The organism is Salmonella sp. SJTUF15591 (assembly GCF_043356435.1).
In the GTDB taxonomy this organism is placed as follows: Bacteria; Pseudomonadota; Gammaproteobacteria; order Enterobacterales; family Enterobacteriaceae; genus Salmonella; species Salmonella enterica.
On sequence record NZ_JBEUJO010000004.1, the window covers coordinates 260,101 to 281,990 of the forward strand.

The following is a 21,890-nucleotide window of genomic DNA, read 5'->3' on the forward strand; positions in this document are numbered from 1 at the left end:
GATAAAGGTTAAACCTTCCAGCAAGGTTAAGGTCAAGGGGGAAATATGAATATTAGCGATGTGGCGAAAAAAACCGGTTTAACCAGCAAAGCCATTCGGTTTTATGAAGAGAAAGGGCTGGTGACGCCGCCATTACGTAGCGAAAATGGTTATCGCACCTACACGCAGAAGCATTTAAACGAGCTGACGTTGCTGCGACAGGCGAGGCAGGTGGGGTTTAATCTGGAAGAGTGTGGCGAACTGGTCAATCTGTTTAACGATCCGCGACGCCATAGCGCAGATGTGAAAAAGCGGACGCTGGAAAAGGTCGCGGAGATCGAGCGCCATATCAGCGAGCTGCAATCAATGCGCGATCAACTGTTGGCGCTGGCGGAGAGTTGTCCCGGCGATGACAGCGCCGACTGCCCGATTATTGATAATCTTTCCGGCTGCTGTCATCACAAGGCGCAAAAGCCACGTTGATTAAACGGCACGAATGCGTAAGGTGATGCCTTCCACGGCGATCACTTCGACATGCGTACCTGCGCGCAGGTCTTCGTCAGCGCATACCGGCCACGAGCTGTCGCCGACACGCATATGACCCCGTCCGTTCACTAACGCGGCATCAAGCATAAACCGGCGGCCTACCAGTTGTTGTCCGCGTTGGTTAAGGCGGCTGTCGGTCGGCTTTTGTTCCCGCACGCGACGCGCCAGCCAGCGCCACCAAAGCCAGGCCGCCAGTAACGTTAAGGCCGCAAACAGCACGCCCTGCCATTCCCAGCCGAGCGGTAAGAGCCAGACGGTTAAGCCGGTAATCACTGCCGCCACGCCGCTCCACAGCAAATAGCCGTTACCACCGAGCATTTCCGCAGCCAACAACAGGCCGCCGAGGCTAAGCCAGAAGATATGCGGATGTACCAGAATCATCGCTATCATGCTTTTTTCCGTTCGCTGGCGCTGTCCTTAACCAGCTCGCTGATCCCGGCGATAGCGCCCATCAGGCTGCTGGCATCCAGCGGCATCATGACCACTTTGCTGTTATTCGCCGAGCCGATTTGCTGTAACGCTTCGGTGTATTTCTGCGCCACGAAGTAGTTTATCGCCTGAATATCCCCGGCGGCGATGGCTTCAGACACCATCTGCGTAGCGCGGGCTTCCGCTTCGGCGGAACGTTCGCGCGCTTCCGCCTGCAGGAAAGCGGACTGACGTTCGCCTTCGGCTTTCAGAATCTGCGACTGTTTTTCCCCCTCGGCTTTCAGGATTTCCGCCTGACGCACCCCTTCGGCCTCAAGGATATAGGCGCGTTTGGTACGTTCCGCTTTCATCTGGGCGTTCATCGAGGAGATCAATTCCGCGGGCGGGCGGACATCGCGAATTTCGATACGGGTAACTTTAATTCCCCACGGGTTGGTGGCTTCATCGACAATATGCAGCAGCCGCGTGTTGATGCTGTCGCGCTGGGAGAGCATTTCATCCAGCTCCATCGAACCGAGCACTGTACGGATATTGGTCATGGTCAGGTTAATGATCGCCAGTTCCAGGTTACTGACTTCATAGGCGGCGCGCGGCGCATCGATAACCTGAATAAAACAGACCGCATCGATAGTGACGTTGGCGTTATCTTTTGAGATCACCTCCTGCGACGGAATATCCAGCACTTGCTCCATCATATTGATCTTGCGGCCAATTCTGTCCATAAACGGTACAACAAGGCTTAATCCCGGCTGCAGGGTTTTGGTGTAACGTCCAAAGCGCTCCACCGTCCACTGGTATCCCTGCGGAACGATTTTGACGCCCGCGCCGACGATCACCAGCGCGACGAAAATGAGAATAGGGATAAGAATGAGCATAGCTAAACCTCCTGTTGCGTTGTCCATAAACCGATTTTGCTGACGAATTAAGCGAATTATACCTGATTCAGTAAAGCATGTTCCCCCCTTATTAATTACAGGGATACACTATCGCTATAAAAATATGAACAACGGATGCGCAATAAATGACAGAACGTAGCATGTTGCTTGAGTTAAAGCAGGTCGGTTACCGGACTGCGACGACAAAAATAGTGAATAACATCAGTTTTACGCTGCAACGCGGCGAATTTAAGTTAATTACCGGTCCTTCTGGCTGCGGAAAAAGTACGTTGTTGAAAATGGTGGCTTCGTTAATAAGCCCTGATATCGGCGTGATTCTTTTTGAGGGGCAGGATATTACTACTCTGAGTCCGGAAGCCTATCGCCAGCAGGTTTCTTATTGCGCTCAGACGCCAGCACTATTTGGCGATACGGTTTACGATAACCTGATTTTTCCCTGGCAAATTCGCCATCAGCGCCCGCAGCCGACAGCCTTCGCAGACGATCTGGCGCGTTTTGAACTGCCGGAGACGATTCTGCAAAAACCGATTGCCGCGCTTTCCGGCGGGGAAAAACAGCGTATTGCTCTAATTCGTAATCTACAGTTTCTGCCGAAAATACTGTTACTCGACGAAATAACCAGCGCGCTGGATGAACATAACAAACGGAATGTGAATGATATTATTCATCGCTATGTTCGCGATAAGCAGGTCGCTGTCTTGTGGGTAACGCATGATAAAGATGAAATTCAACACGCGGATAAGGTGATAACGTTAACGCCATCTGCCGGAGAGATGCAGGAGGCGCGTTATGAACGAGCATAATATTACCAATACCTCGCTGGCGTTATCGATGCTGCTGGTGGTGGTCGCGATGCTCATCAGTCACAAGGAAAAGCTGGCGCTGGAAAAAGATATTCTGTGGAGCGTATGCCGGGCGGTGATACAGCTCATTATTGTCGGCTATGTACTGAAATACATCTTTGGCGTTAATCATGCCGCCCTGACGCTGCTGATGGTGCTGTTCATCTGTTTTAACGCCGCCTGGAACGCGCAAAAGCGCAGTAAATATATCGATAAGGCATTTCTCTCCTCGTTTATCGCCATCACCGTCGGCGCCGGACTAACGCTGACGGTACTGGTGCTTACCGGTTCGATTGAATTTGCGCCGATGCAGGTGATTCCCATCGCTGGCATGGTCGCCGGCAATGCGATGGTGGCGGTAGGGCTGTGCTACAACCAACTGGGGCTGCGTTTTCATAGCGAGCAGCAGCAAATCCAGGAAAAATTAAGTTTGGGCGCAACGCCGAAAATGGCCTCCGCCGGGCTTATCCGCGATAGTATCCGCGCATCGCTTATCCCGACGATCGACTCGGCAAAGACCGTTGGGCTGGTGAGCCTGCCGGGGATGATGTCCGGGCTGATTTTTGCCGGGATCGATCCGGTAAAAGCGATTAAATATCAAATTATGGTAACGTTTATGCTGTTGTCGACAGCCAGCCTGTCTACCATCATTGCCTGCTATTTAACCTACCGGAAGTTCTATAATTCGCGTCATCAGTTGGTAGTGATGCCGCTCAAGAAATCATGATAGTTGCCGGATGATGGCGCAAGCGCCTTATCCGGCCTGAGGACGACAGGTAGGCCAGATAAGCGCGCCATCAGGCAAGAGAGGATTAATACAGTAGCGCGTACAACTGGCGGCGGTATTTCGACGCCAGCGCGTCGCCGGTGCCGAGCGCGGCAAGGATCTCCTGGAAGGTTTTGCGCGTCTGTCCCTCGGCGGCGGCAAGATCTTTTCTCAGATGGCTGAACAGCAATTCCAGCGCTTCTTCATTACGTCCGACCTGGTGCAACTGCAACGCCAGTTGCGTTGCCAAAGCCGCATCCTGCGGATTCTCCGCGACTTGCTGCTGAAGTTGCTGAATTTCCGGCGTATCCGCCGCCTGTTTAAGCAGTTCGATCTGCGCAACCAGCCCCTGATAACGGGTATCCTGATCCTGTAGCGGGATAGTTTTTAACACCGCTTCGGCCTCTTCAGAACGGTTCAGCGCAATTTGCGCTTCCGCCAGTAACAGGCCAATCTCACTGTTCTGCGAAGAGAGCTGCCAGGCGTCTTTGAGCAACGGCAGAGCGTCAATGTAGTTGCCCTCCTGCATTAACTGCATCGCTTGTTGCGCCTTTAGCTCTTCTTCGCGCGGCAGTACTTTATCCAGCAGAGCGCGGATCGCCTCTTCCGGCTGCGGTCCCTGGAAACCATCGACCGGTTGGCCATTCTGGAACAGATAGACTGTCGGGATGGCGCGCAGACCAAACTGAGCGGCGATCATCTGTTCGGCGTCGCAGTCCAGCTTTGCCAGAATAAACTGACCGTGGTACTGGGCAGCCAGACTTTCCAGCACTGGCGTTAATTGCAGACAGTGTTGGCTGCGTTCAGACCAGAAATAGAACAGTACCGGCGTGGTCATGGACTGCTCTAAGGTCTGCTGCAGGTTGGATTCATTAATATTGACAATGTTCTGTACGGACATGGCGTCGCTCTCTTTTGTCTGTGTCACGTTTACATGGGGGCTGACTGGCGCGCTTCAACTCAGCTTTGTAAAATTTTATCCAGCATCCGGCCCGGCAATAGGCGTTTCAGCGCCATCACCGCCCAGGTGACCAGCGTAACGGGATAGCGCAGCCTGGGTTTATCGCTTGCAAAAGCATGACGTACTTTCGCTACTACCGCGTCAGGATCGCGGGTGAAACGTGCGGCGATGCCGGGATTTTCTACCGGTTTATCACGCTGCGTCTGGTTAACGTTATCCGTAAAACGGGTACGAATCGGCCCCGGTTCTATCAGGCTCACTTTAATGCCTGTGTGCCGTAGCTCCATACGTAGCGCGTCAGACCAGGCTTCGAGCGCATATTTGCTGGCGGCGTAAGCGCCGCGCCCTGGGGTGGAAATCAGCCCCATCACCGATGAGGTCATCACAATGCGTCCTTCGCCATGCGGCAACATGGCGGGAAGTAAGCGCATAGTAAGCTGATGCGCGCCGAAGAAATTACTGGAAAACTGTTGCTCCATCTGCTCACGGCTGATGGTGGAAAGGGGGCCATATACGCCGTAGCCGGCATTGTTAAAGATCCCATACAGACGATTATCGGTCAGGGCGATCACTTCATCGGCGGCACGATCCACGCTTTCAGGGGAGTCGAGATCGATCAACACGCCGGTAAATCCCATACTGTTCATCCGGGCGACATCATCAGGTTTGCGGCAGCCCGCCAGGATTTGAAAGCCCTGGCGTTTAAGTTCAAGCGCGCTGTCCAGACCGATTCCGCTGGAACATCCTGTTATTAAGACCGATTTTTGCATAACTTTACCTGTCAGGATCTCCGTTGATTTAAGAGTCGTGGTTAACTATATCCGTCATACTTCAAGTTGCCTGTGCGTTCGTTTACTCCAGTCACATAGGTATCTGTGCTCCTGGAAATTCTCTTACGTGCCGCCTTCATGCAACTCGAATTATTCAGGAGAGAAAAGGGGTCAACTGCTTCGCCATCCAGTCGGCAATAAACGGCTGGGCGTCGCGGTTGGGATGAATGCCGTCATCCTGCATCCACTGCGGTTTCAGATATACCTCTTCCATAAAAAACGGTAACAGAGGAATATCGAACTCTTTGGCGAGCTTAGGATAAATGGCGCTAAAGGATTCATTATAACGGCGACCGTAGTTAGCGGGCAGATGAATTTGCATCAGTAACGGTTGGGCATCGGCGGCTTTCACCGTCTGAATGATTTTACGTAGCGTCTGTTCGGTTTGCGCAGGCGCAAAACCGCGTAGGCCATCGTTGCCGCCAAGTTCCACCACTACCCAGCGCGGGTGATGCTGTTGCAACAGCGCCGGCAAACGCGCCAGTCCCTGCTGCGAGGTATCACCGCTTATACTGGCATTAACGACCGACGTTTTGTTTTGCCATTTATCATTAAGGAGCGACGGCCATGCTGCGCTGGCGGCCATACGGTAACCGGCGCTGAGGCTATCGCCCAGAATTAATAAGGTGTCTGCGGCGGCGGCACGGAAAGTTAACAGGATCAAAAACAGGAAGGGCAAATGCCAGCGGAAAACAGTGTTGAAGTTCATCGTCTCAGGAAGTCCGTCGGTCAGGGTGAGCATGAGCTTTCCATCCTTACCGGAGTTGAACTGGTTGTCAAACGCGGTGAAACCATTGCGCTGATTGGCGAATCAGGATCGGGAAAATCTACGCTGCTGGCGATTCTCGCCGGACTGGATGACGGCAGTAGCGGAGAGGTCAGTCTGGTGGGGAAACCGCTTCACCAGATGGACGAAGAGGCGCGGGCGCAGCTTCGCGCTCAGCATGTCGGTTTTGTTTTTCAATCCTTCATGCTTATTCCTACGCTTAACGCGCTGGAAAACGTTGAGCTACCGGCCCTGCTACGCGGTGAAAACAGCGGTCAGAGTAAGGCGGGGGCGAAAGCGCTGCTCGAACAACTGGGACTGGGAAAACGGCTTGACCACCTTCCGGCACAGCTTTCCGGCGGCGAACAGCAGCGCGTAGCGCTGGCGCGCGCGTTTAACGGGCGTCCTGATGTGCTGTTTGCCGATGAGCCGACGGGCAACCTTGACCGTCAGACCGGAGATAAAATCGCCGACCTGCTATTTTCGCTTAACCGCGAGCACGGCACCACGCTGATTCTGGTGACGCACGACCCGGCGCTGGCGGCGCGCTGCGACCGGCGGCTGCGGTTGGTCAACGGTCAGTTACAGGAGGAGGCATGATAGCTCGCTGGTTCTGGCGCGAATGGCGCTCGCCGTCGCTGATTATTGTCTGGCTGGCGTTGAGTCTGGCGGTGGCCTGCGTACTGGCGCTCGGCAGTATCAGCGACCGGATGGAAAAAGGGTTAAGTCAGCAAAGCCGCGAGTTTATGGCAGGCGATCGGACGCTGCAAAGTTCGCGGGAGGTACCGAAAGCCTGGCTTGAAGAGGCGCGTAAACGCGGTCTTAACGTGGGCGAGCAGTTAACCTTTGCGACCATGACGTTTGCCGGCGATACGCCGCAACTGGCCAGCGTGAAGGCGGTAGATAGCGTTTATCCGATGTACGGCGAATTGCAAACCCGTCCTGACGGAGTGAAACCGCAGCCGGGTAGCGTACTGCTGGCGCCGCGTCTGATGGCGCTGCTTAATTTGAAAACGGGCGATACCATTGATGTCGGCGACGTGACCTTGCGTATTGCCGGTGAAGTGGTGCAGGAGCCGGATTCCGGATTTAACCCTTTTCAGATGGCGCCGCGTCTGATGATGAATATGGCCGATGTGGCAAAAACCGGTGCGATACAGCCGGGGAGTCGCGTGATGTGGCGGTATAAATTCGGCGGAACGCCGCAACAGCTTGCTGGCTATGAAAGCTGGCTGTTACCGCAGCTTAAACCGGAACATCGCTGGTACGGACTGGAGCAGGATGACGGGGCATTGGGGAAATCGCTCGAACGTTCGCAGCAGTTTTTGCTACTTTCGGCGTTATTAACGCTACTGCTGGCGGTAGCTGCCGTCGCGGTGGCGATGAGCCATTACTGCCGTAGCCGCTACGATCTGGTGGCGATTTTAAAAACGTTGGGCGCGGGCCGGGCCCAGTTGCGTAAACTTATCATCGGACAGTGGTTGATGGTGCTGGGGCTTTCCGCCGTCACGGGAGGCGCGATTGGGTTACTGTTTGAAAACATATTGTTGGTGCTGCTAAAACCGGTACTGCCCGCCGATTTGCCGCCCGCCAGCCTGTGGCCCTGGCTGTGGGCGCTGGGCGCGATGACGGTCATCTCTCTGCTGGTCGGTTTACGGCCTTATCGATTGTTGCTGGCGACCCAGCCGCTACGGGTGCTGCGCCGCGACGTTGTCGCTCGCGTCTGGCCGTTAAAAATTTATTTGCCTGTCGCCTGCGCCGTCGTGGTGGCGCTGCTCGCCGGATTGATGGGCGGAAGTATGCTGTTGTGGGCGGTTCTGGCGGGCGCCGTGATACTGGCGCTGCTGTGCGGTCTGGTGGGCTGGATGCTGCTTAACGTGCTGCGCGGCATGACGTTGACATCACTACCGCTGCGTCTGGCCGTCAGCCGACTTCTGCGTCAGCCGTGGTCAACGTTGAGTCAGCTTTCGGCGTTTTCGCTTTCGTTTATGCTGCTGGCGCTCTTGCTGGTGCTGCGCGGCGACCTCCTTGATCGCTGGCAACAGCAGCTCCCGCCGGAAAGCCCGAACTATTTCCTTATCAATATTGCTTCAGAACAGGTTGCGCCGCTGAAAGCCTTTTTGGCGGAACATCAGGTGATCCCGCAGACGTTTTATCCGATTGTGCGGGCGCGGTTAACCAGGATAAACGGTAATCCGACGGAAGGTCAGCAGGATGAGTCGCTCAACCGTGAACTGAATTTGACCTGGCAGGATACGCGCCCGGCGCACAATCCGCTGGTCGCCGGTCACTGGCCGCCAAAACCGGGCGAAGTCTCCATGGAAGAGGGGTTGGCGAAGCGGCTGAACGTTAAACTCGGCGATAGCGTAACCTTTATGGGCGATACCCAGGCGTTTAGCGCTAAAGTCACCAGCCTGCGTCAAGTGGACTGGGAAAGCCTGCGGCCCAACTTTTTCTTCATTTTTCCTTCCGGGGCGCTGGACGGGCAACCACAAAGTTGGTTGACCAGTTTTCGCTGGGAGAATGGCAACGGCATGTTAACGCAGCTTAACCGCGAGTTTCCTACCGTCAGCCTGTTAGATATCGGGGCGATCCTGAAACAGGTGGGACAGGTGCTGGAGCAGGTCAGTCGGGCGCTGGAGGTGATGGTTGTGCTAGTCACCCTCTGCGGCATGTTGCTATTACTGGCCCAGGTACAGGTCGGGATGCGTCAGCGCCATCAGGAGCTGGTGGTGTGGCGCACGTTAGGAGCCGGAAAGAAACTGTTGCGTACCACACTCTGGTGCGAATTCGCCATGCTGGGATTAGTTGCCGGGTTGGTCGCCGCGATTGGCGCGGAAACGGCGCTGGCGATCTTACAAATCAACGTTTTTGATTTCCCCTGGGAGCCGGACTGGCGTTTATGGGGCGTACTGCCGTTTTGCGGCGCGCTGCTGCTTTCCGTATGCGGCGGCTGGCTTGGCGTTCGTTTGCTGAAAGGCAAAGCGCTATTCCGACAGTTTAACGGATGATTCATGATGTGAATAATTTCGCGCCGGTTTTTAAAACGGCGCGTACTTTTTTAGTCGCACAAATTGATAACTCCTTGATTTTTAGTAGCACAAATCATTAAAAAATACACAACACGTAAGGTTTTATAACAGTTATTATTTGCCTGCTAAATGATTTGGATTGGCTATCTATCAAGGAAAATATAATGACAATTAAAATAACAGCGTTGGCGGCATCGATCGGCGCGGCAGTGGCTTTCATGCCTTTCGCTACTCAGGCGGAAATCACCGTTTTAAAACAAGATCCCCAGGCGGGTAATCCACTCAGCCGACTCAATTTCACCGTTGGCGGGAGTATTCGTCCGCAGTTCCAGAATATGACCGGCAATGACGGCGCGAACGGTTATAAACGTAATGGTTTTGATGGCGGGACGCGTTTCCGCTTCGCCGCGGATTACTATCTGTTTGATGATATCAGTTGGATTAGCTATTACGAGCTGGGCGTCAATATCCCTGCGGTATTTGACTGGGATAACCATTATGCGAAGGGCGCGACTGATACCACTCGCCGTATGCTGTATACCGGCTTCAAGAGCGCGACGTGGGGAACGCTGACCTTCGGTCAACAGAACAGCATTTATTACGATGTGGTGGGCGTAAAAACCGATATCTGGGATTACGACATGATAGGTCAGGCGCCTGGCAACGGGATTAACGGCGACTACGATGGTTCTTATCGCACGCGTAAGTCATTGAAGTATAAGAAAAGCATTGGCAATGTCGATCTCTACGCATCTTATCTGTTCAGCGACGATTATAATGCCAATAACGGCCTGAATTACAAGCGTAAAGGCGGCGGTTCTTTAGGCGCGGATTACCATCTCACCGACGATCTGACCTGGGGGACGGCATGGAACTATACCCGTGCGGAGATGCGCGGCAACGGCAATAAAACTTACGATCAAAATATTGTCGGTACCGCATTAAGCTGGACGCCGGAAAACTGGACTATCGCCGCAGGCGGCGGTTGGTATCAGAACTTTATGACGACCAAAAAAGTGTCTGTGAATGATTACTTTGCCGGCGATGCGTGGGGTCTGGAATATTTTGTCGGTTACGCTTTCCCGATTGGTCAGTATGCCGTGAAAGCTATTCAACCGTACTTTATGGGCGACCGCATTGAATATGTGAATGGCCGCGACTATCTGCGCACCGATAACGGCGTGGGGATCACCTTCCAACTGGATTATGGTTTCCGCGTTGATTATGAACATGTTTTCACCTCCAGCACTGACAATCTGGGCGATATGAACCTGGTGCGTCTGCGTTACGATTTCTAAAGCGTTTTCCTCTGCCGGATGTTGGCGTTAAGACCTCTTATCCGGCATTTCCCTTTACGCCATTCCCGCCTGACACACGCCTGAGCGCCTGCCTCGTACATTTAACGACACACCAGGAAACATCATGAAATAATTTCAAGGACAGCAGGCTGTGATCTGTGTCATGTTAAGAAATAGCCTTTCGTTTGGGCCAAAACAGACGATGCCGCATGAACGGCATCCGGCACAGCATCACACTATTTAAAATGGAGAAATTATGGGATTGCGTCAGAGTTTACGCATTGCGGCCAGCACGCTATTACTGGCCTGCGGATTACAGTTTGCCCATGCCGATGGTTCCCCGCAAACGATCGTATTTGGCGTCGCGCCAGGGCCGTATGGCGACATGGTGAAGCAGGCGATTGCGCCGACATTAAAAGAAAAAGGGTATAAGGTTGTGGTGCGCGAGTTTAGCGACTATGTCCAGCCCAATATGGCGTTAGCTAACGGCAGCATCGACGCCAACCTCTTTCAACATACCCTCTATTTTGACAAATTCACCGCTGACAAAGGGCTGAAGCTCAGCAAACTTATTGTGGTACCGACCGCCGGGATGGGCTTCTATTCACGTAAAATCAACAGCCTGGATGCGCTTAAAAAAGGGGACATTATTACTCTCTCCAACGATCCGACCAACCTGGCGCGCGGCCTTCGCTTCCTGCAATCGTTGGGGCTTATCACGATTAAGGACAATATCGATCCGACCAAAGCCTCTGAACGAGATATCGCCAGCAATCCAAAAGGACTGGTTTTCAAACCGCTGGAAGCCGCACAGCTACCGCGCACGCTGGAAGGTGTGACCGGCGCGCTGGTTAACGGGAACTTTGCGGTGGCGGCAGGACTGGATCTCTCCAGCGCGATTAAGCAGGAACACCTGGATGAGAATCTGAAAAATATCATTGCGGTACGCAGTGAAGATGCCGATAAGCCGTTTGCCAAAGATATTGTCGAGGCGGTGAAATCGCCGGCTTATCGCGCGGTTATCGACGATCCAAAGAATATTTATAGCGCCTTCCAGAAACCGGAATGGATGACCGCGACACCCTGATCGCAGCGGTGGCCATCCCCAATTTCTGAGGTGAATATGATTGAAATAGAAAAAGTCTGCGTCGATTTTACCGCCGGTCGCGGTACCCCCACGCGCGCGGTGGATGATGTGAGCCTGCATATCGCCGCGGGCGAGATTTTTGGCATTGTCGGTACCAGCGGCGCAGGAAAAAGCACTCTGCTGCGTACCCTGAACGCCTTAACGCGTCCCAGCCAGGGGCGCGTCAACGTCAACGGCGTGGAAATTTCGGCGCTGGACGGAAAAGCGTTACGCCAGGCGCGGCAGCGTATTGGTATGATTTTCCAGCATTTTAACTTAATGCATACCCGGACAGTGGCGCAAAACGTTGCGTTTAGCCTGAAAGCGGCTGGCTGGGAACGCAGCAAAATCGCGCCGCGGGTGGCGGAAATTTTAACGCTGGTGGGCCTTGCCGATAAAGCGAACCGTTTCCCGGTACAGCTCAGCGGCGGGCAAAAACAGCGGGTGGGGATAGCCCGCGCCATCGCTAACCATCCGGATGTTTTGCTGTGTGACGAACCGACTTCCGCGCTGGATCTGGAAACTTCCGCCACGATTCTGGCCCTGCTCAGACAGATCAACGCACAGCTCGGGATTACTATTGTACTGATCACCCATGAAATGAACGTGATCAAATCTATTTGCGATCGCGTGGCGGTGATGTCGGGCGGTAAGGTTGTGGAATCGGGCGAGGTGTTTGATGTGTTTGCCCACCCGCAACACGCTTTCACACAGCAACTGGTGTCTCATACCCTTAATTTGACCCTGCCGGAACGTTTACGGGAACACCTGCCCGGGCAGTTGCTGAAAATTTTGTTTATCGGCGATTCGGCGGAGCAGCCGGTACTGTCGGAGGTGGCGATCAAGTTTGGCGTCGCGGTCAATATCCTGCATGGCAAGATTGAGTATATCGGCGAACGCGCGTTGGGCATTCTGGTGGTGCAATTAACCGCGCCGCATAATCCAACGGCGGTGGCCGCCGCCGTGGAGCATATCCGTCAACGTACCGCACAGGTGGAGGTGATCCGTGGATGATTTATTGCCGGATTTAACGCTGGCGTTCAATGAAACTTTCCAGATGTTGAGTATTTCAACGGTGCTGGCGATTCTTGGCGGTCTACCGCTCGGTTTTCTGATTTTTGTCACCGATCGTCATCTGTTCTGGCAGAACCGTTTTATTTATCTCGTCGCCTCGGTTCTGGTGAATATTATCCGCTCGGTGCCATTTGTTATTTTACTGGTGCTGTTACTGCCGCTAACGCAGCTTTTGCTGGGCAATACCATTGGCCCGATTGCAGCCTCCGTCCCGCTGTCGGTGGCCGCAATCGCGTTTTATGCACGCCTGGTAGATAGCGCGCTCCGTGAAGTCGATAAAGGGATTATTGAGGCGGCGCTGGCATTCGGCGCTAGTCCGATGCGTATTATCTGTACCGTACTGTTGCCGGAAGCCAGCGCAGGGCTGCTGCGCGGCCTGACGATTACATTGGTAAGCTTAATCGGCTACTCGGCGATGGCCGGGATTGTCGGCGGCGGCGGGGTAGGCGACCTGGCGATTCGCTATGGCTACTACCGTTACGAAACCGAAGTGATGGTTGTTACCGTAGTGGCGCTGATTGTGCTGGTTCAGGTCGTTCAGATGCTGGGCGACTGGCTGGCAAAACGTGCCGACAAGCGCGACAGACACTAAGCCGGCTCAATGTAGCGTCAGCCGGCAATAAACGTAAGCTATTGCGCTTTTAGCCAGTTGGCAACGTCTTGCCATGGGCCGCGAAAAACGATATTCGCGGCTTTTTTCTCCAGTTGATAGCGATACATTGGGTCGTAATATTCGTTAAGTAGCGGAACCAGCCATGCCATATGGCCGTCGGTGCTGCCGCTGGATAATTGCTCCGCCAGCGCCCTATCCAGCGTGTCCGTCAGTTCGGCAAAGCGTTGCAACCCCAGACGGCGGCGAATAGCGAACAGTCCATGATGAAGATATTCACTATACGCCTGCCAACCGGCTTCATCGCCGTAGGCGTGGGTGAAGTCGTGATGCATACGGATGAAATACTCTTCACGCAGTCGTTCCAGACGAAGCGCAAACGGATCTTCCACTACCGCAATGGGGGCCTGCGCCATTCTTTCGCGTAAACACTCAGGCAGATGGTTGGCGCCGATCGTTCGCCCTTCATCTTCCAGTACCCACCTTTTTAGCGTCTGACGCGCGTTAATTTTCAGCAATTCAACGGCAAGTTTGTTTTCAAAACTGGCCTGGCTGAGCTGGGGTTTCAGCGTGCGGCCAAAAGAGGAGCCGCGATGACGCGCGAGACCTTCCAGATCCACGCCGTTGGGCTGTTGTCGCACCAGTTGCGTTTTGCCGCTGCCCGTACAGCCGCCAATTAAAAGTATCGGTTTTTGCGCCAGTTGCCAGGTCGCCTGAATTGCTGCCTGGCGCAGCGCTTTATAGCCGCCTTCAATAAGCGGGCAGTCAATCCCTGTTTCTTGCAGCCAACGTTGTACGATATGTGACCGCTGACCGCCGCGCGCGCAGCACAGATACCCGTTGGGGAAACGTTGATACGCGGCTTTCCAGGCCTCAAGCCGCTGCTGGCGAATGTCGCCGCAAACCAGCCGATGCCCCAGCGCTAACGCCGCATCCGCGCCCTGACGTTTGTAGCAGGTGCCGACGGCGGCTCGCTCGTCATCCATCATCAATGGCAGGTTGATAGCGCCCGGCATGGCGCCCTGTTCAAACTCAATCGGCGCGCGTACATCAATTAAAGGCGTATCGGCAAGGAGGAGCGCGCGATAGTCCTGTGCTTTTTGTCTGTCTTGCATAACGTAAAACGTAACCTTAAATCATCCTTTGCGCTATTTTACGCGCCAATTCGCAAAGTGGCTTGATTTTTAACAGCGTACCGTGTTGAAAATGGATAAAAAACCGGCTATTTCGGGTTGCCGTTGGGTAAATAATTTCACAATGTCTTCTACCGCTTTGCCTCCGCCAAATTTATGCCAGGCGAGGCTTAACGGTGAGGGCGGACGCATCGTCGGAATGGTACAGCTCACCAGTTCGTTTTTGTCGATCAGCGTTTGACAGAGCGGCTGCGGGACAAAACCGATACCGACGCCTGCCAGATGAGCGGCGATTTTGGTTTCCATATCAGGCACGATAATTTCCTTCTGCCCCGGAAGGCGCCAGGCTACCCGCTTGGTCAGCGTACGCGCGCTGTCTTCGATATTAATTGCCGGGAAACGGCGCAACTGCGCTTCTGTTAGAGGCCCGCTGACGTGAGCTAAAGGATGATCCGCGGACATCACAAAACGCCATTGTACGGAACCTAAAGGGTCGAGCATAAAGGTATTAGCCAACGGCTCGGTGCCAGTTACGCCAATCGCCAGCGAAAAACCTTCATACAGGAGCGAATCCCAGACGCCCATATAAATTTGCCGGGAAAAGTGAAACTGAGTGAAGGGGTAACGCGCATTAAGCCACGATAAGAGACTGGCGACCGCTTGCGGGCTATAGAGCAGGTTATTCACCACAATATTGACCTGACGCTCTACGCCGTCGTTAACCTGGCGTAGCTCGTCAGGCATGCTATCCAGCCACGCAAGCCAGTCTTTTGCCTGAGAGAGAAGGTGAGAGCCCGCCGCCGTCAACGAGACGCTTCGCGTTGTACGAAAGAACAGCCCTACGCCGGTATTTTCCTCCAGCAGTTTGATGCGGTAGCTAATGGTTGCCGTGGTTTTACACAGGCGCTCCGCCGCTTTGGAGAAACTCCCCGTTTCGGCAACGCTGATAAAGGTACGCAGTGTTTCCGGGTCAAACATCGTCAGACGCCTCCTTACGATCCTGATAAAACCAGAATTGTTTTCCTATGATTTTTAAGTAGTTTTACATAATAGCCATGTTTGATTTGTGGTCTAAATCTACTTTTGGAAAAATATTCCAACTTTTATGTTGATGTTAAATCCCGAAGGTTTTAGATTGCATGGTATTGAAACCGGACAGAGTCCACACCGCGGTTAAACGGAATCGAGCTACAAGGGAAAAATAATGAAACTTGAGGTATTACCGTTAGATCAGAAGACGTTCAGCGCTTATGGCGATGTTATTGAGACGCAGGAACGTGACTTTTTTCATATAAACAACGGGTTAGTTGAGCGATATCACGACCTGGCGAAGGTTGAAGTTCTGGAGCAGGATCGCACGCTGATCAGTATTAACAGGGCGCAACCGGCCGCGATGCCTATTGTGGTACATGAACTGGAACGTCATCCTTTAGGTACGCAGGCGTTTGTGCCGATGAACGGCGAGGCTTTTGTCGTTATTGTCGCGCTCGGCGATGATAAACCCGATCTCTCCACGCTGCGGGCGTTTATTAGCAATGGACGGCAGGGCGTCAATTATCACCGTAATGTATGGCATCACCCGCTGTTTGCATGGCAGACGGTTACCGATTTTCTGACGGTGGATCGCGGTGGCAGCGATAACTGTGATGTTGAAAGTATCCCGACACATGAACTCTGTTTTGCGTGACGCTATTGGCCTTCTTGCATAAGATGAACATATTGTTCATTGTTTATGCTCATATTTTGGGCCGGAGTTAACGTAAATATGACGGAAGTAAGACGACGCGGCAGGCCAGGACAGGCAGAGCCGACTGCGCAGAAAGGCGCTCAGGCGCTGGAGAGGGGCATAGCGATATTGCAATATCTCGAAAGAAGCGGCGGCAGTTCATCAGTTAGCGATATTTCCGGCAGCCTGGATTTACCGCTTTCTACGACGTTTCGCCTGTTAAAGGTACTGCAAGCGGCTGATTTTGTGTACCAGGATAGCCAGCTTGGCTGGTGGCATATTGGTTTAGGCGTATTTAATGTGGGCTCTGCGTATATTCATAATCGCGATGTCCTCTCGGTGGCCGGACCCTTTATGCACCGACTTATGCTGCTTTCTGGCGAGACGGTCAACGTAGCGATTCGCAACGGTAATGAAGCGGTGTTAATCGGTCAAAAGGAGTGCAAATCGATGGTCAGAATGTGCGCGCCCTTAGGGAGTCGTCTGCCGTTACATGCTTCCGGCGCCGGAAAAGCGCTGCTTTACCCGCTCACCGAAGAAGAGCTGGTGGGGATCGTCGTCAATACCGGTTTGCGGCGGTTTACGCCGACCACTCTGGTGGATTTACCTATCCTGCTTAAAAATCTGGAGCAGGCGCGTGAACAGGGCTACACCGTTGACCAGGAAGAACATGTTGTCGGGCTGAATTGTATCGCCTCCGCTATCTATGACGATGCGGGCAGCGTGGTCGCCGCTATCTCAATATCGGGACCGGCTTCCCGGCTGACGGAAGATCGCTTTATCAGCCAGGGTGAACTGGTACGGGATACCGCGAAAGACATCAGTACGGCGCTTGGGCTAAAACCCCCTGTAGCCTGAGCCGCATCCCGCTCGCTGGAGCGGGACTTTTTTAAAATTTTTAAAAGTTGGAAACTTTTTCCAATAAAAAGAGGTAGCAATAAAATGGCAAAAATGAGAGCCGTGGATGCGGCAATGTATGTGCTGGAAAAAGAAGGTATCACCACAGCATTCGGCGTTCCTGGGGCTGCAATCAACCCCTTCTATTCTGCAATGCGTAAGCATGGAGGTATTCGCCATATACTGGCGCGTCATGTGGAAGGCGCTTCGCATATGGCTGAGGGCTACACACGTGCGGCGGCAGGTAATATTGGGGTCTGCCTGGGCACTTCCGGCCCGGCGGGAACCGACATGATCACCGCGCTCTATTCCGCTTCTGCCGACTCTATCCCGATTTTATGCATTACCGGTCAGGCGCCACGAGCGCGTCTGCACAAGGAAGATTTCCAGGCAGTCGATATTGAAGCGATTGCAAAACCAGTCAGCAAGATGGCAGTGACGGTTCGTGAGGCGGCGCTGGTGCCGCGCGTATTACAACAGGCTTTTCATCTGATGCGCTCAGGCCGCCCAGGTCCTGTGCTGGTTGATTTACCGTTTGATGTCCAGGTTGCGGAGATCGAATTCGATCCGGATATGTATGAGCCGTTGCCGGTATATAAGCCAGCCGCCAGCCGCGTACAGATTGAAAAGGCGCTGGAGATGCTGATTCAGTCCGAGCGTCCGGTAATTGTCGCAGGCGGCGGGGTTATTAACGCCGACGCCGCGCCACTGCTGCAACAGTTTGCCGAACTGACCAGCGTACCGGTGATCCCTACTCTGATGGGCTGGGGCTGTATCCCGGACGATCACCCCTTAATGGCGGGGATGGTCGGCCTGCAAACGGCACACCGCTACGGCAACGCCACTCTGCTGGCATCCGATATGGTTTTTGGCATCGGTAACCGTTTTGCTAACCGTCATACGGGGTCCGTTGAGAAATATACTCAGGGGCGAAAAATCATCCATATCGATATTGAACCGACGCAAATTGGCCGCGTGTTGTGCCCGGATCTGGGCATCGTTTCTGACGCCAAAGCAGCGCTAACGTTGCTGATCGATGTCGCGCAGGAGATGCAAAAAGCGGGGCGTTTGCCATGCCGGAAGACCTGGGTGGACGAATGCCAGCAGCGTAAACGGACTTTGCTGCGTAAAACCCACTTTGACAACGTGCCAGTGAAGCCGCAGCGCGTCTATGAAGAGATGAACAAAGCCTTTGGTCGCGATGTGTGCTATGTCACCACCATTGGATTGTCGCAAATCGCGGCAGCGCAGATGCTGCATGTGTTTAAAGACAGACACTGGATCAACTGCGGCCAGGCGGGGCCTCTTGGCTGGACAATCCCGGCGGCATTAGGGGTATGTGCTGCCGATCCGCAACGCAATGTGGTGGCGATTTCCGGCGATTTCGACTTCCAGTTCCTGATTGAAGAGTTAGCCGTCGGCGCGCAGTTTAACATTCCGTATATCCATGTGCTGGTTAACAACGCTTATCTTGGTCTGATTCGCCAGTCGCAACGCGCATTTGACATGGACTACTGCGTGCAGCTCGCCTTTGAAAATATCAACTCCAGCGAAGTGAATGGCTATGGCGTTGACCATGTAAAAGTGGCGGAAGGGTTAGGCTGTAAAGCCATTCGTGTCTTTAAACCGGAAGATATTGCGCCTGCATTTGAACAAGCCAAAGCGCTAATGGCGCAATATCGCGTTCCGGTGGTGGTGGAAGTCATTCTGGAACGCGTAACCAATATTTCCATGGGCAGCGAACTGGATAACGTAACCGAGTTTGAAGAGGTTGCGGATAGTGCGAAAGATGCGCCAACAGAAACCTGTTTTATGAAATATGAGTAAGGGAGGTAATCGATGTTACGTTTCTCTGCCAATCTTTCTATGCTGTTTACGGAATATGATTTCCTGGAACGCTTTGATAAAGCGGCGTTGTCGGGATTTCGCGGCGTGGAATTCATGTTTCCCTACGATAACGACATCGAAGTGTTAAAACGTAAACTCAGGGATAATAATCTTGAACATACGTTACATAATTTACCGGCTGGCGACTGGGCGGCTGGCGAACGTGGAATTGCCTGTATTCCTGGGCGCGAAGAAGAGTTTCGCGATGGCGTAGCGGCCGCAATCCGTTATGCACGTGCGTTAGGCAATAAGAAAATAAATTGTCTGGTGGGTAAAACGCCGTCAGGATTCTCCGCAACGGAGATCCACGACACGTTGGTCGAAAACCTGCGCTATGCGGCAAATATGCTGGCGAAAGAAGACATTTTATTACTTATCGAACCTATTAATCACTTTGATATGCCGGGGTTCCATCTCACCGGCACTCAACAGGCGTTAGCATTAATTAAGGATATCGGCAGCGATAATATCAAAATTCAGTATGATATTTATCACATGCAACGCATGGAAGGGGAATTAACGCAAACCATGACGGCATGGGCCGATAAAATAGGCCATTTACAGATTGCTGATAACCCGCGTCGCGGCGAGCCGGGGACCGGGGAAATTAATTATGACTTTATTTTTAATGTCATTAAACAGTCTGGTTATGATGGCTGGGTTGGCTGTGAATATAAACCACTGACTACCACGGAAGCGGGATTATCGTGGATTAATCAGTACCGTTAAAACGCAGAATAATTCGGGCAGCGCTTTTTTTTCCACTGTGTTGGAAGGGGATTGTGTTGCCTGAATCTGGAAACACCGAAAGCAATAAAAGAGGTTGTATATGAAACTGGGATTTATTGGCCTGGGAATTATGGGCTCGCCAATGGCTATCAATTTGGCACGCGCCGGTCATCAATTACACGTTACGACTATTGGTCCGGTCGCGGACGAACTGCTCTCGCTGGGGGCGGTAAATGTTGAGACTGCACGTCAGGTAACTGAATTTGCAGACATTATCTTCATAATGGTGCCGGATACGCCGCAGGTTGAAGAGGTGTTATTTGGCGAACACGGTTGCGCCAAAACATCGCTTCAGGGAAAAACCATCGTCGATATGAGTTCTATTTCTCCTATCGAAACCAAACGTTTTGCCCAGCGCGTTAATGAAATGGGCGCTGATTACCTGGATGCCCCGGTTTCCGGGGGAGAAATCGGGGCGCGTGAAGGCACTCTGTCGATTATGGGCGGCGGCGAGCAGAAAGTCTTTGACCGCGTTAAACCGCTCTTTGACATCCTGGGAAAAAATATCACCCTGGTGGGCGGCAATGGGGATGGGCAAACCTGTAAGGTGGCTAACCAAATTATTGTTGCGCTGAATATTGAAGCGGTTTCTGAAGCCTTAGTGTTTGCTTCAAAAGCAGGTGCCGATCCGGTACGCGTGCGCCAGGCGTTAATGGGCGGGTTCGCCTCTTCACGCATTCTGGAAGTTCACGGCGAGCGGATGATCAACCGGACGTTCGAGCCTGGTTTCAAAATCGCGCTTCATCAGAAAGACCTTAATCTTGCATTGCAAAGCGCAAAAGCGCTGGCGCTGAATTTACCGAATACGGCGACCTGCCAGGAATTATTCAATACCTGTGCGGCAAATGGCGGGAGCCAGCTTGATCATTCGGCAATGGTACAGGCGCTGGAATTAATGGCCAATCATAAGTTGTCCTAATTATGTGTATCGCTGCGGCTGCAGCGATACCTGTTCACAAGGAACACTCTGTAAAGGTGAAGAACATGAGTGAAACTAAAAAATCCGGAATTGATTACTGGAAACAAATTGTTGTCGTAATGAGTCTGGGCTGGGTAGCGATTTGGATCTATCGCACCGTGCTTACGCCAATTTATCCAGAAATTCAGGCATCTTTAGACAATGTAAGTAATGCTGAAATAGGCGCCATTGCAAGTTTTTACTTTTTTGCTTACTGCAGTATGCAAATCCCTTGCGGAATATTGGTCGATAAATTCGGTCAAAAAATCATGCTGATGGCCGGATTTACGCTTTTTATTATTGGTACACTCTGTATCGCGAAAGCCAATGGCCTGACCATGATCTATATAGGGTCGCTAATGGCAGGTGGCGGATGCGCTTCTTTCTTTAGCTCGGCTTATTCACTCTCTTCGGCAAACGTGCCGCAGGCCCGTCGGGCATTAGCCAACGCGATTATCAACAGCGGGTCGGCTATAGGGATGGGGATTGGCTTAATCGGTTCCAGCGTATTAGTAAAAAACATGAGCATGGCCTGGCAGAATGTACTGTATATCGTGGCCGCGATATTAGTAATCATGCTGTGCGTCTTTACGCTGATCATTCGCGGTAAAGCCAAAAGCGACTCTGCGCAAGCGGAAAAGCAAACCCAAACCGTTACGGAAGATGAGAAACGCGCACCTTTATTCTCTGGTTTATTGTGTAGCGTTTACTTCCTCTATTTCTGTACCTGCTACGGTTACTATTTGATAGTGACCTGGCTGCCCTCTTATCTACAGACTGAAAGAGGATTTGATGGCGGAGCTATCGGGCTGGCATCAGCGCTGGTAGCGGTGGTTGGCGTACCGGGGGCGTTATTTTTTAGCCATCTGTCAGATAAATTCCGTAACAGTAAAGTTAAGGTTATTCTCGGTCTGGAAATTGTGGCGGCAGCAATGTTGGCGTTTACGGTTTTGTCCCCGAATACCACGATGCTGATGGTCAGCCTGACGCTATACGGCTTGCTGGGGAAAATGGCAGTAGACCCGATCCTGATCTCCTTTGTATCTGAACAGGCTTCGGCAAAAAGTCTGGGAAGAGCTTTCAGCCTTTTTAATTTCTTTGGCATGAGTTCAGCGGTTGTCGCCCCAACGTTGACCGGATTTATTTCGGATGTAACGGGGTCGAAGGAGATCAGTTTTGTGATTTCAGCATGTTTAGTGGTCACCGGAACACTGATCTTTGCTGTCGTCACTTTATATAAAAAGAAAGCAACGCAACGTATTGCTTCAGCTTAAAAATAATTATATCTACTAATTCTTTATTTTATATTTATTTGTTCCTCATAGCTAAACCCATAACAACGTTA

Annotated in this window: 22 protein-coding genes; 15 read left to right on the top strand and 7 right to left on the bottom strand. The window is 52.6% G+C overall.

All coding sequences use genetic code 11. The features are described 5' to 3' along the window. Window positions 1-45: 45 nt before the first annotated feature. Window positions 46-462 carry a Cu(I)-responsive transcriptional regulator gene (gene cueR, locus ABVM99_RS11320; RefSeq protein ID WP_001026760.1) on the top strand — a complete coding sequence of 139 codons (417 nt, stop codon included), beginning with the start codon at window positions 46-48 and terminating at the stop codon, window positions 460-462. Here the strand turns inward: cueR and ABVM99_RS11325 are convergent, their stop codons facing one another. Beyond that, entirely contained in the window at window positions 463-915 is a 453-nt protein-coding gene (locus tag ABVM99_RS11325) for an NfeD family protein (RefSeq protein ID WP_000561177.1), read from the bottom strand. Beyond that, a complete protein-coding gene (locus ABVM99_RS11330; protein ID WP_000906146.1) occupies window positions 912-1,829 on the bottom strand; it encodes an SPFH domain-containing protein in 918 nt (305 codons plus the stop codon). The genes ABVM99_RS11325 and ABVM99_RS11330 overlap by 4 nt, the downstream gene beginning before the upstream one ends. A 146-nt stretch (window positions 1,830-1,975) precedes the next feature. On the opposite strand from ABVM99_RS11330, the gene fetA reads away from it, so the two are divergent. Both fetA and fetB read left to right on the top strand, forming a co-directional pair. Continuing rightward, window positions 1,976-2,653, top strand: a complete 678-nt coding sequence (fetA, locus tag ABVM99_RS11335; protein WP_000140192.1) for an iron efflux ABC transporter ATP-binding subunit FetA — start codon at window positions 1,976-1,978, stop codon at window positions 2,651-2,653. Beyond that, a complete protein-coding gene (fetB, locus tag ABVM99_RS11340) occupies window positions 2,640-3,419 on the top strand; it encodes an iron efflux ABC transporter permease subunit FetB (RefSeq protein WP_001002130.1) in 780 nt (259 codons plus the stop codon). Before fetA ends, fetB begins: the two co-directional genes overlap by 14 nt. An 85-nt stretch (window positions 3,420-3,504) precedes the next feature. Here the strand turns inward: fetB and cnoX are convergent, their stop codons facing one another. The 3 genes from cnoX to tesA form a co-directional block, all read right to left on the bottom strand. Then, window positions 3,505-4,359: a chaperedoxin gene (gene cnoX / locus ABVM99_RS11345; protein ID WP_000116060.1), complete on the bottom strand. Its 855-nt coding sequence runs from the start codon at window positions 4,357-4,359 to the stop codon at window positions 3,505-3,507. Window positions 4,360-4,418: 59 nt separating this feature from the next. Then, window positions 4,419-5,189, bottom strand: a complete 771-nt coding sequence (locus tag ABVM99_RS11350) for an SDR family oxidoreductase (RefSeq protein ID WP_001172804.1) — start codon at window positions 5,187-5,189, stop codon at window positions 4,419-4,421. A 154-nt stretch (window positions 5,190-5,343) separates the two neighbouring features. Beyond that, window positions 5,344-5,958, bottom strand: a complete 615-nt coding sequence (gene tesA, locus ABVM99_RS11355) for a multifunctional acyl-CoA thioesterase I/protease I/lysophospholipase L1 (protein WP_001010574.1) — start codon at window positions 5,956-5,958, stop codon at window positions 5,344-5,346. Here tesA and ybbA point away from each other — a divergent pair. From ybbA to ABVM99_RS11385, 6 genes are all read left to right on the top strand, one after another. Further along, window positions 5,929-6,615: a putative ABC transporter ATP-binding protein YbbA gene (ybbA, locus tag ABVM99_RS11360; RefSeq protein ID WP_001110598.1), complete on the top strand. Its 687-nt coding sequence runs from the start codon at window positions 5,929-5,931 to the stop codon at window positions 6,613-6,615. The two genes, tesA and ybbA, sit on opposite strands and share 30 nt — an antisense overlap. Beyond that, window positions 6,612-9,026 (top strand): putative ABC transporter permease subunit YbbP, encoded by a 2,415-nt coding sequence (ybbP, locus tag ABVM99_RS11365; RefSeq protein WP_052938307.1) that lies wholly within the window; start codon window positions 6,612-6,614, stop codon window positions 9,024-9,026. Before ybbA ends, ybbP begins: the two co-directional genes overlap by 4 nt. A gap of 185 nt (window positions 9,027-9,211) precedes the next feature. Further along, window positions 9,212-10,345 (top strand): porin, encoded by a 1,134-nt coding sequence (locus ABVM99_RS11370; RefSeq protein ID WP_000152869.1) that lies wholly within the window; start codon window positions 9,212-9,214, stop codon window positions 10,343-10,345. 256 nt (window positions 10,346-10,601) lie between these two features. Continuing rightward, a complete protein-coding gene (locus ABVM99_RS11375) occupies window positions 10,602-11,432 on the top strand; it encodes a MetQ/NlpA family ABC transporter substrate-binding protein (RefSeq protein WP_023194600.1) in 831 nt (276 codons plus the stop codon). A 36-nt stretch (window positions 11,433-11,468) separates the two neighbouring features. Further along, window positions 11,469-12,485, top strand: a complete 1,017-nt coding sequence (sfbB, locus tag ABVM99_RS11380; protein ID WP_000569660.1) for a virulence-associated ABC transporter ATP-binding protein SfbB — start codon at window positions 11,469-11,471, stop codon at window positions 12,483-12,485. Then, a complete protein-coding gene (locus ABVM99_RS11385; RefSeq protein WP_000342247.1) occupies window positions 12,478-13,137 on the top strand; it encodes a methionine ABC transporter permease in 660 nt (219 codons plus the stop codon). Before sfbB ends, ABVM99_RS11385 begins: the two co-directional genes overlap by 8 nt. A gap of 38 nt (window positions 13,138-13,175) precedes the next feature. Here the strand turns inward: ABVM99_RS11385 and mnmH are convergent, their stop codons facing one another. Together mnmH and allS are read right to left on the bottom strand one after the other, a co-directional pair. Further along, on the bottom strand, window positions 13,176-14,270 hold the full coding sequence (gene mnmH, locus ABVM99_RS11390) for a tRNA 2-selenouridine(34) synthase MnmH (RefSeq protein ID WP_052938306.1): 1,095 nt from the start codon (window positions 14,268-14,270) through the stop codon (window positions 13,176-13,178). 69 nt (window positions 14,271-14,339) lie between these two features. Further along, on the bottom strand, window positions 14,340-15,266 hold the full coding sequence (gene allS, locus ABVM99_RS11395) for an HTH-type transcriptional activator AllS (RefSeq protein ID WP_000460169.1): 927 nt from the start codon (window positions 15,264-15,266) through the stop codon (window positions 14,340-14,342). A 226-nt stretch (window positions 15,267-15,492) separates the two neighbouring features. On the opposite strand from allS, the gene allA reads away from it, so the two are divergent. The 6 genes from allA (at window position 15,493) to ABVM99_RS11425 (ending at window position 21,819) form a co-directional block, all read left to right on the top strand. Next, window positions 15,493-15,975, top strand: coding sequence for an ureidoglycolate lyase (gene allA / locus ABVM99_RS11400; protein ID WP_000764659.1), 483 nt, complete (start codon window positions 15,493-15,495; stop codon window positions 15,973-15,975). 78 nt (window positions 15,976-16,053) lie between these two features. Further along, the gene (gene allR, locus ABVM99_RS11405) at window positions 16,054-16,872 is read left to right on the top strand and encodes an HTH-type transcriptional repressor AllR (RefSeq protein ID WP_000141265.1); all 819 of its coding nucleotides are present in this window, start codon (window positions 16,054-16,056) and stop codon (window positions 16,870-16,872) included. 84 nt (window positions 16,873-16,956) lie between these two features. Continuing rightward, window positions 16,957-18,738 (top strand): glyoxylate carboligase, encoded by a 1,782-nt coding sequence (gcl, locus tag ABVM99_RS11410; RefSeq protein WP_001096868.1) that lies wholly within the window; start codon window positions 16,957-16,959, stop codon window positions 18,736-18,738. A 12-nt stretch (window positions 18,739-18,750) separates the two neighbouring features. Further along, on the top strand, window positions 18,751-19,527 hold the full coding sequence (hyi, locus tag ABVM99_RS11415; RefSeq protein ID WP_000943591.1) for a hydroxypyruvate isomerase: 777 nt from the start codon (window positions 18,751-18,753) through the stop codon (window positions 19,525-19,527). Window positions 19,528-19,627: 100 nt separating this feature from the next. Then, a complete protein-coding gene (glxR, locus tag ABVM99_RS11420) occupies window positions 19,628-20,506 on the top strand; it encodes a 2-hydroxy-3-oxopropionate reductase (RefSeq protein ID WP_052938305.1) in 879 nt (292 codons plus the stop codon). Between the two features lie 65 nt (window positions 20,507-20,571). After that, window positions 20,572-21,819 (top strand): MFS transporter, encoded by a 1,248-nt coding sequence (locus ABVM99_RS11425; protein WP_000005070.1) that lies wholly within the window; start codon window positions 20,572-20,574, stop codon window positions 21,817-21,819. Window positions 21,820-21,890 lie beyond the last annotated feature (71 nt).

What these genes read in the sequence shown, in the direction of transcription:
- cueR (WP_001026760.1), top strand. Translation starts at nt 46, where the DNA reads ATGAATATTAGCGATGTGGCGAAAAAAACCGGTTTAACCAGCAAAGCC.
- ABVM99_RS11325 (WP_000561177.1), bottom strand. Translation starts at nt 915, where the DNA reads ATGATAGCGATGATTCTGGTACATCCGCATATCTTCTGGCTTAGCCTC.
- ABVM99_RS11330 (WP_000906146.1), bottom strand. Translation starts at nt 1,829, where the DNA reads ATGCTCATTCTTATCCCTATTCTCATTTTCGTCGCGCTGGTGATCGTC.
- fetA (WP_000140192.1), top strand. Translation starts at nt 1,976, where the DNA reads ATGACAGAACGTAGCATGTTGCTTGAGTTAAAGCAGGTCGGTTACCGG.
- fetB (WP_001002130.1), top strand. Translation starts at nt 2,640, where the DNA reads ATGAACGAGCATAATATTACCAATACCTCGCTGGCGTTATCGATGCTG.
- cnoX (WP_000116060.1), bottom strand. Translation starts at nt 4,359, where the DNA reads ATGTCCGTACAGAACATTGTCAATATTAATGAATCCAACCTGCAGCAG.
- ABVM99_RS11350 (WP_001172804.1), bottom strand. Translation starts at nt 5,189, where the DNA reads ATGCAAAAATCGGTCTTAATAACAGGATGTTCCAGCGGAATCGGTCTG.
- ybbA (WP_001110598.1), top strand. Translation starts at nt 5,929, where the DNA reads ATGCCAGCGGAAAACAGTGTTGAAGTTCATCGTCTCAGGAAGTCCGTC.
- tesA (WP_001010574.1), bottom strand. Translation starts at nt 5,958, where the DNA reads ATGAACTTCAACACTGTTTTCCGCTGGCATTTGCCCTTCCTGTTTTTG.
- ybbP (WP_052938307.1), top strand. Translation starts at nt 6,612, where the DNA reads ATGATAGCTCGCTGGTTCTGGCGCGAATGGCGCTCGCCGTCGCTGATT.
- ABVM99_RS11370 (WP_000152869.1), top strand. Translation starts at nt 9,212, where the DNA reads ATGACAATTAAAATAACAGCGTTGGCGGCATCGATCGGCGCGGCAGTG.
- ABVM99_RS11375 (WP_023194600.1), top strand. Translation starts at nt 10,602, where the DNA reads ATGGGATTGCGTCAGAGTTTACGCATTGCGGCCAGCACGCTATTACTG.
- sfbB (WP_000569660.1), top strand. Translation starts at nt 11,469, where the DNA reads ATGATTGAAATAGAAAAAGTCTGCGTCGATTTTACCGCCGGTCGCGGT.
- mnmH (WP_052938306.1), bottom strand. Translation starts at nt 14,270, where the DNA reads ATGCAAGACAGACAAAAAGCACAGGACTATCGCGCGCTCCTCCTTGCC.
- allS (WP_000460169.1), bottom strand. Translation starts at nt 15,266, where the DNA reads ATGTTTGACCCGGAAACACTGCGTACCTTTATCAGCGTTGCCGAAACG.
- allA (WP_000764659.1), top strand. Translation starts at nt 15,493, where the DNA reads ATGAAACTTGAGGTATTACCGTTAGATCAGAAGACGTTCAGCGCTTAT.
- allR (WP_000141265.1), top strand. Translation starts at nt 16,054, where the DNA reads ATGACGGAAGTAAGACGACGCGGCAGGCCAGGACAGGCAGAGCCGACT.
- gcl (WP_001096868.1), top strand. Translation starts at nt 16,957, where the DNA reads ATGGCAAAAATGAGAGCCGTGGATGCGGCAATGTATGTGCTGGAAAAA.
- hyi (WP_000943591.1), top strand. Translation starts at nt 18,751, where the DNA reads ATGTTACGTTTCTCTGCCAATCTTTCTATGCTGTTTACGGAATATGAT.
- glxR (WP_052938305.1), top strand. Translation starts at nt 19,628, where the DNA reads ATGAAACTGGGATTTATTGGCCTGGGAATTATGGGCTCGCCAATGGCT.
- ABVM99_RS11425 (WP_000005070.1), top strand. Translation starts at nt 20,572, where the DNA reads ATGAGTGAAACTAAAAAATCCGGAATTGATTACTGGAAACAAATTGTT.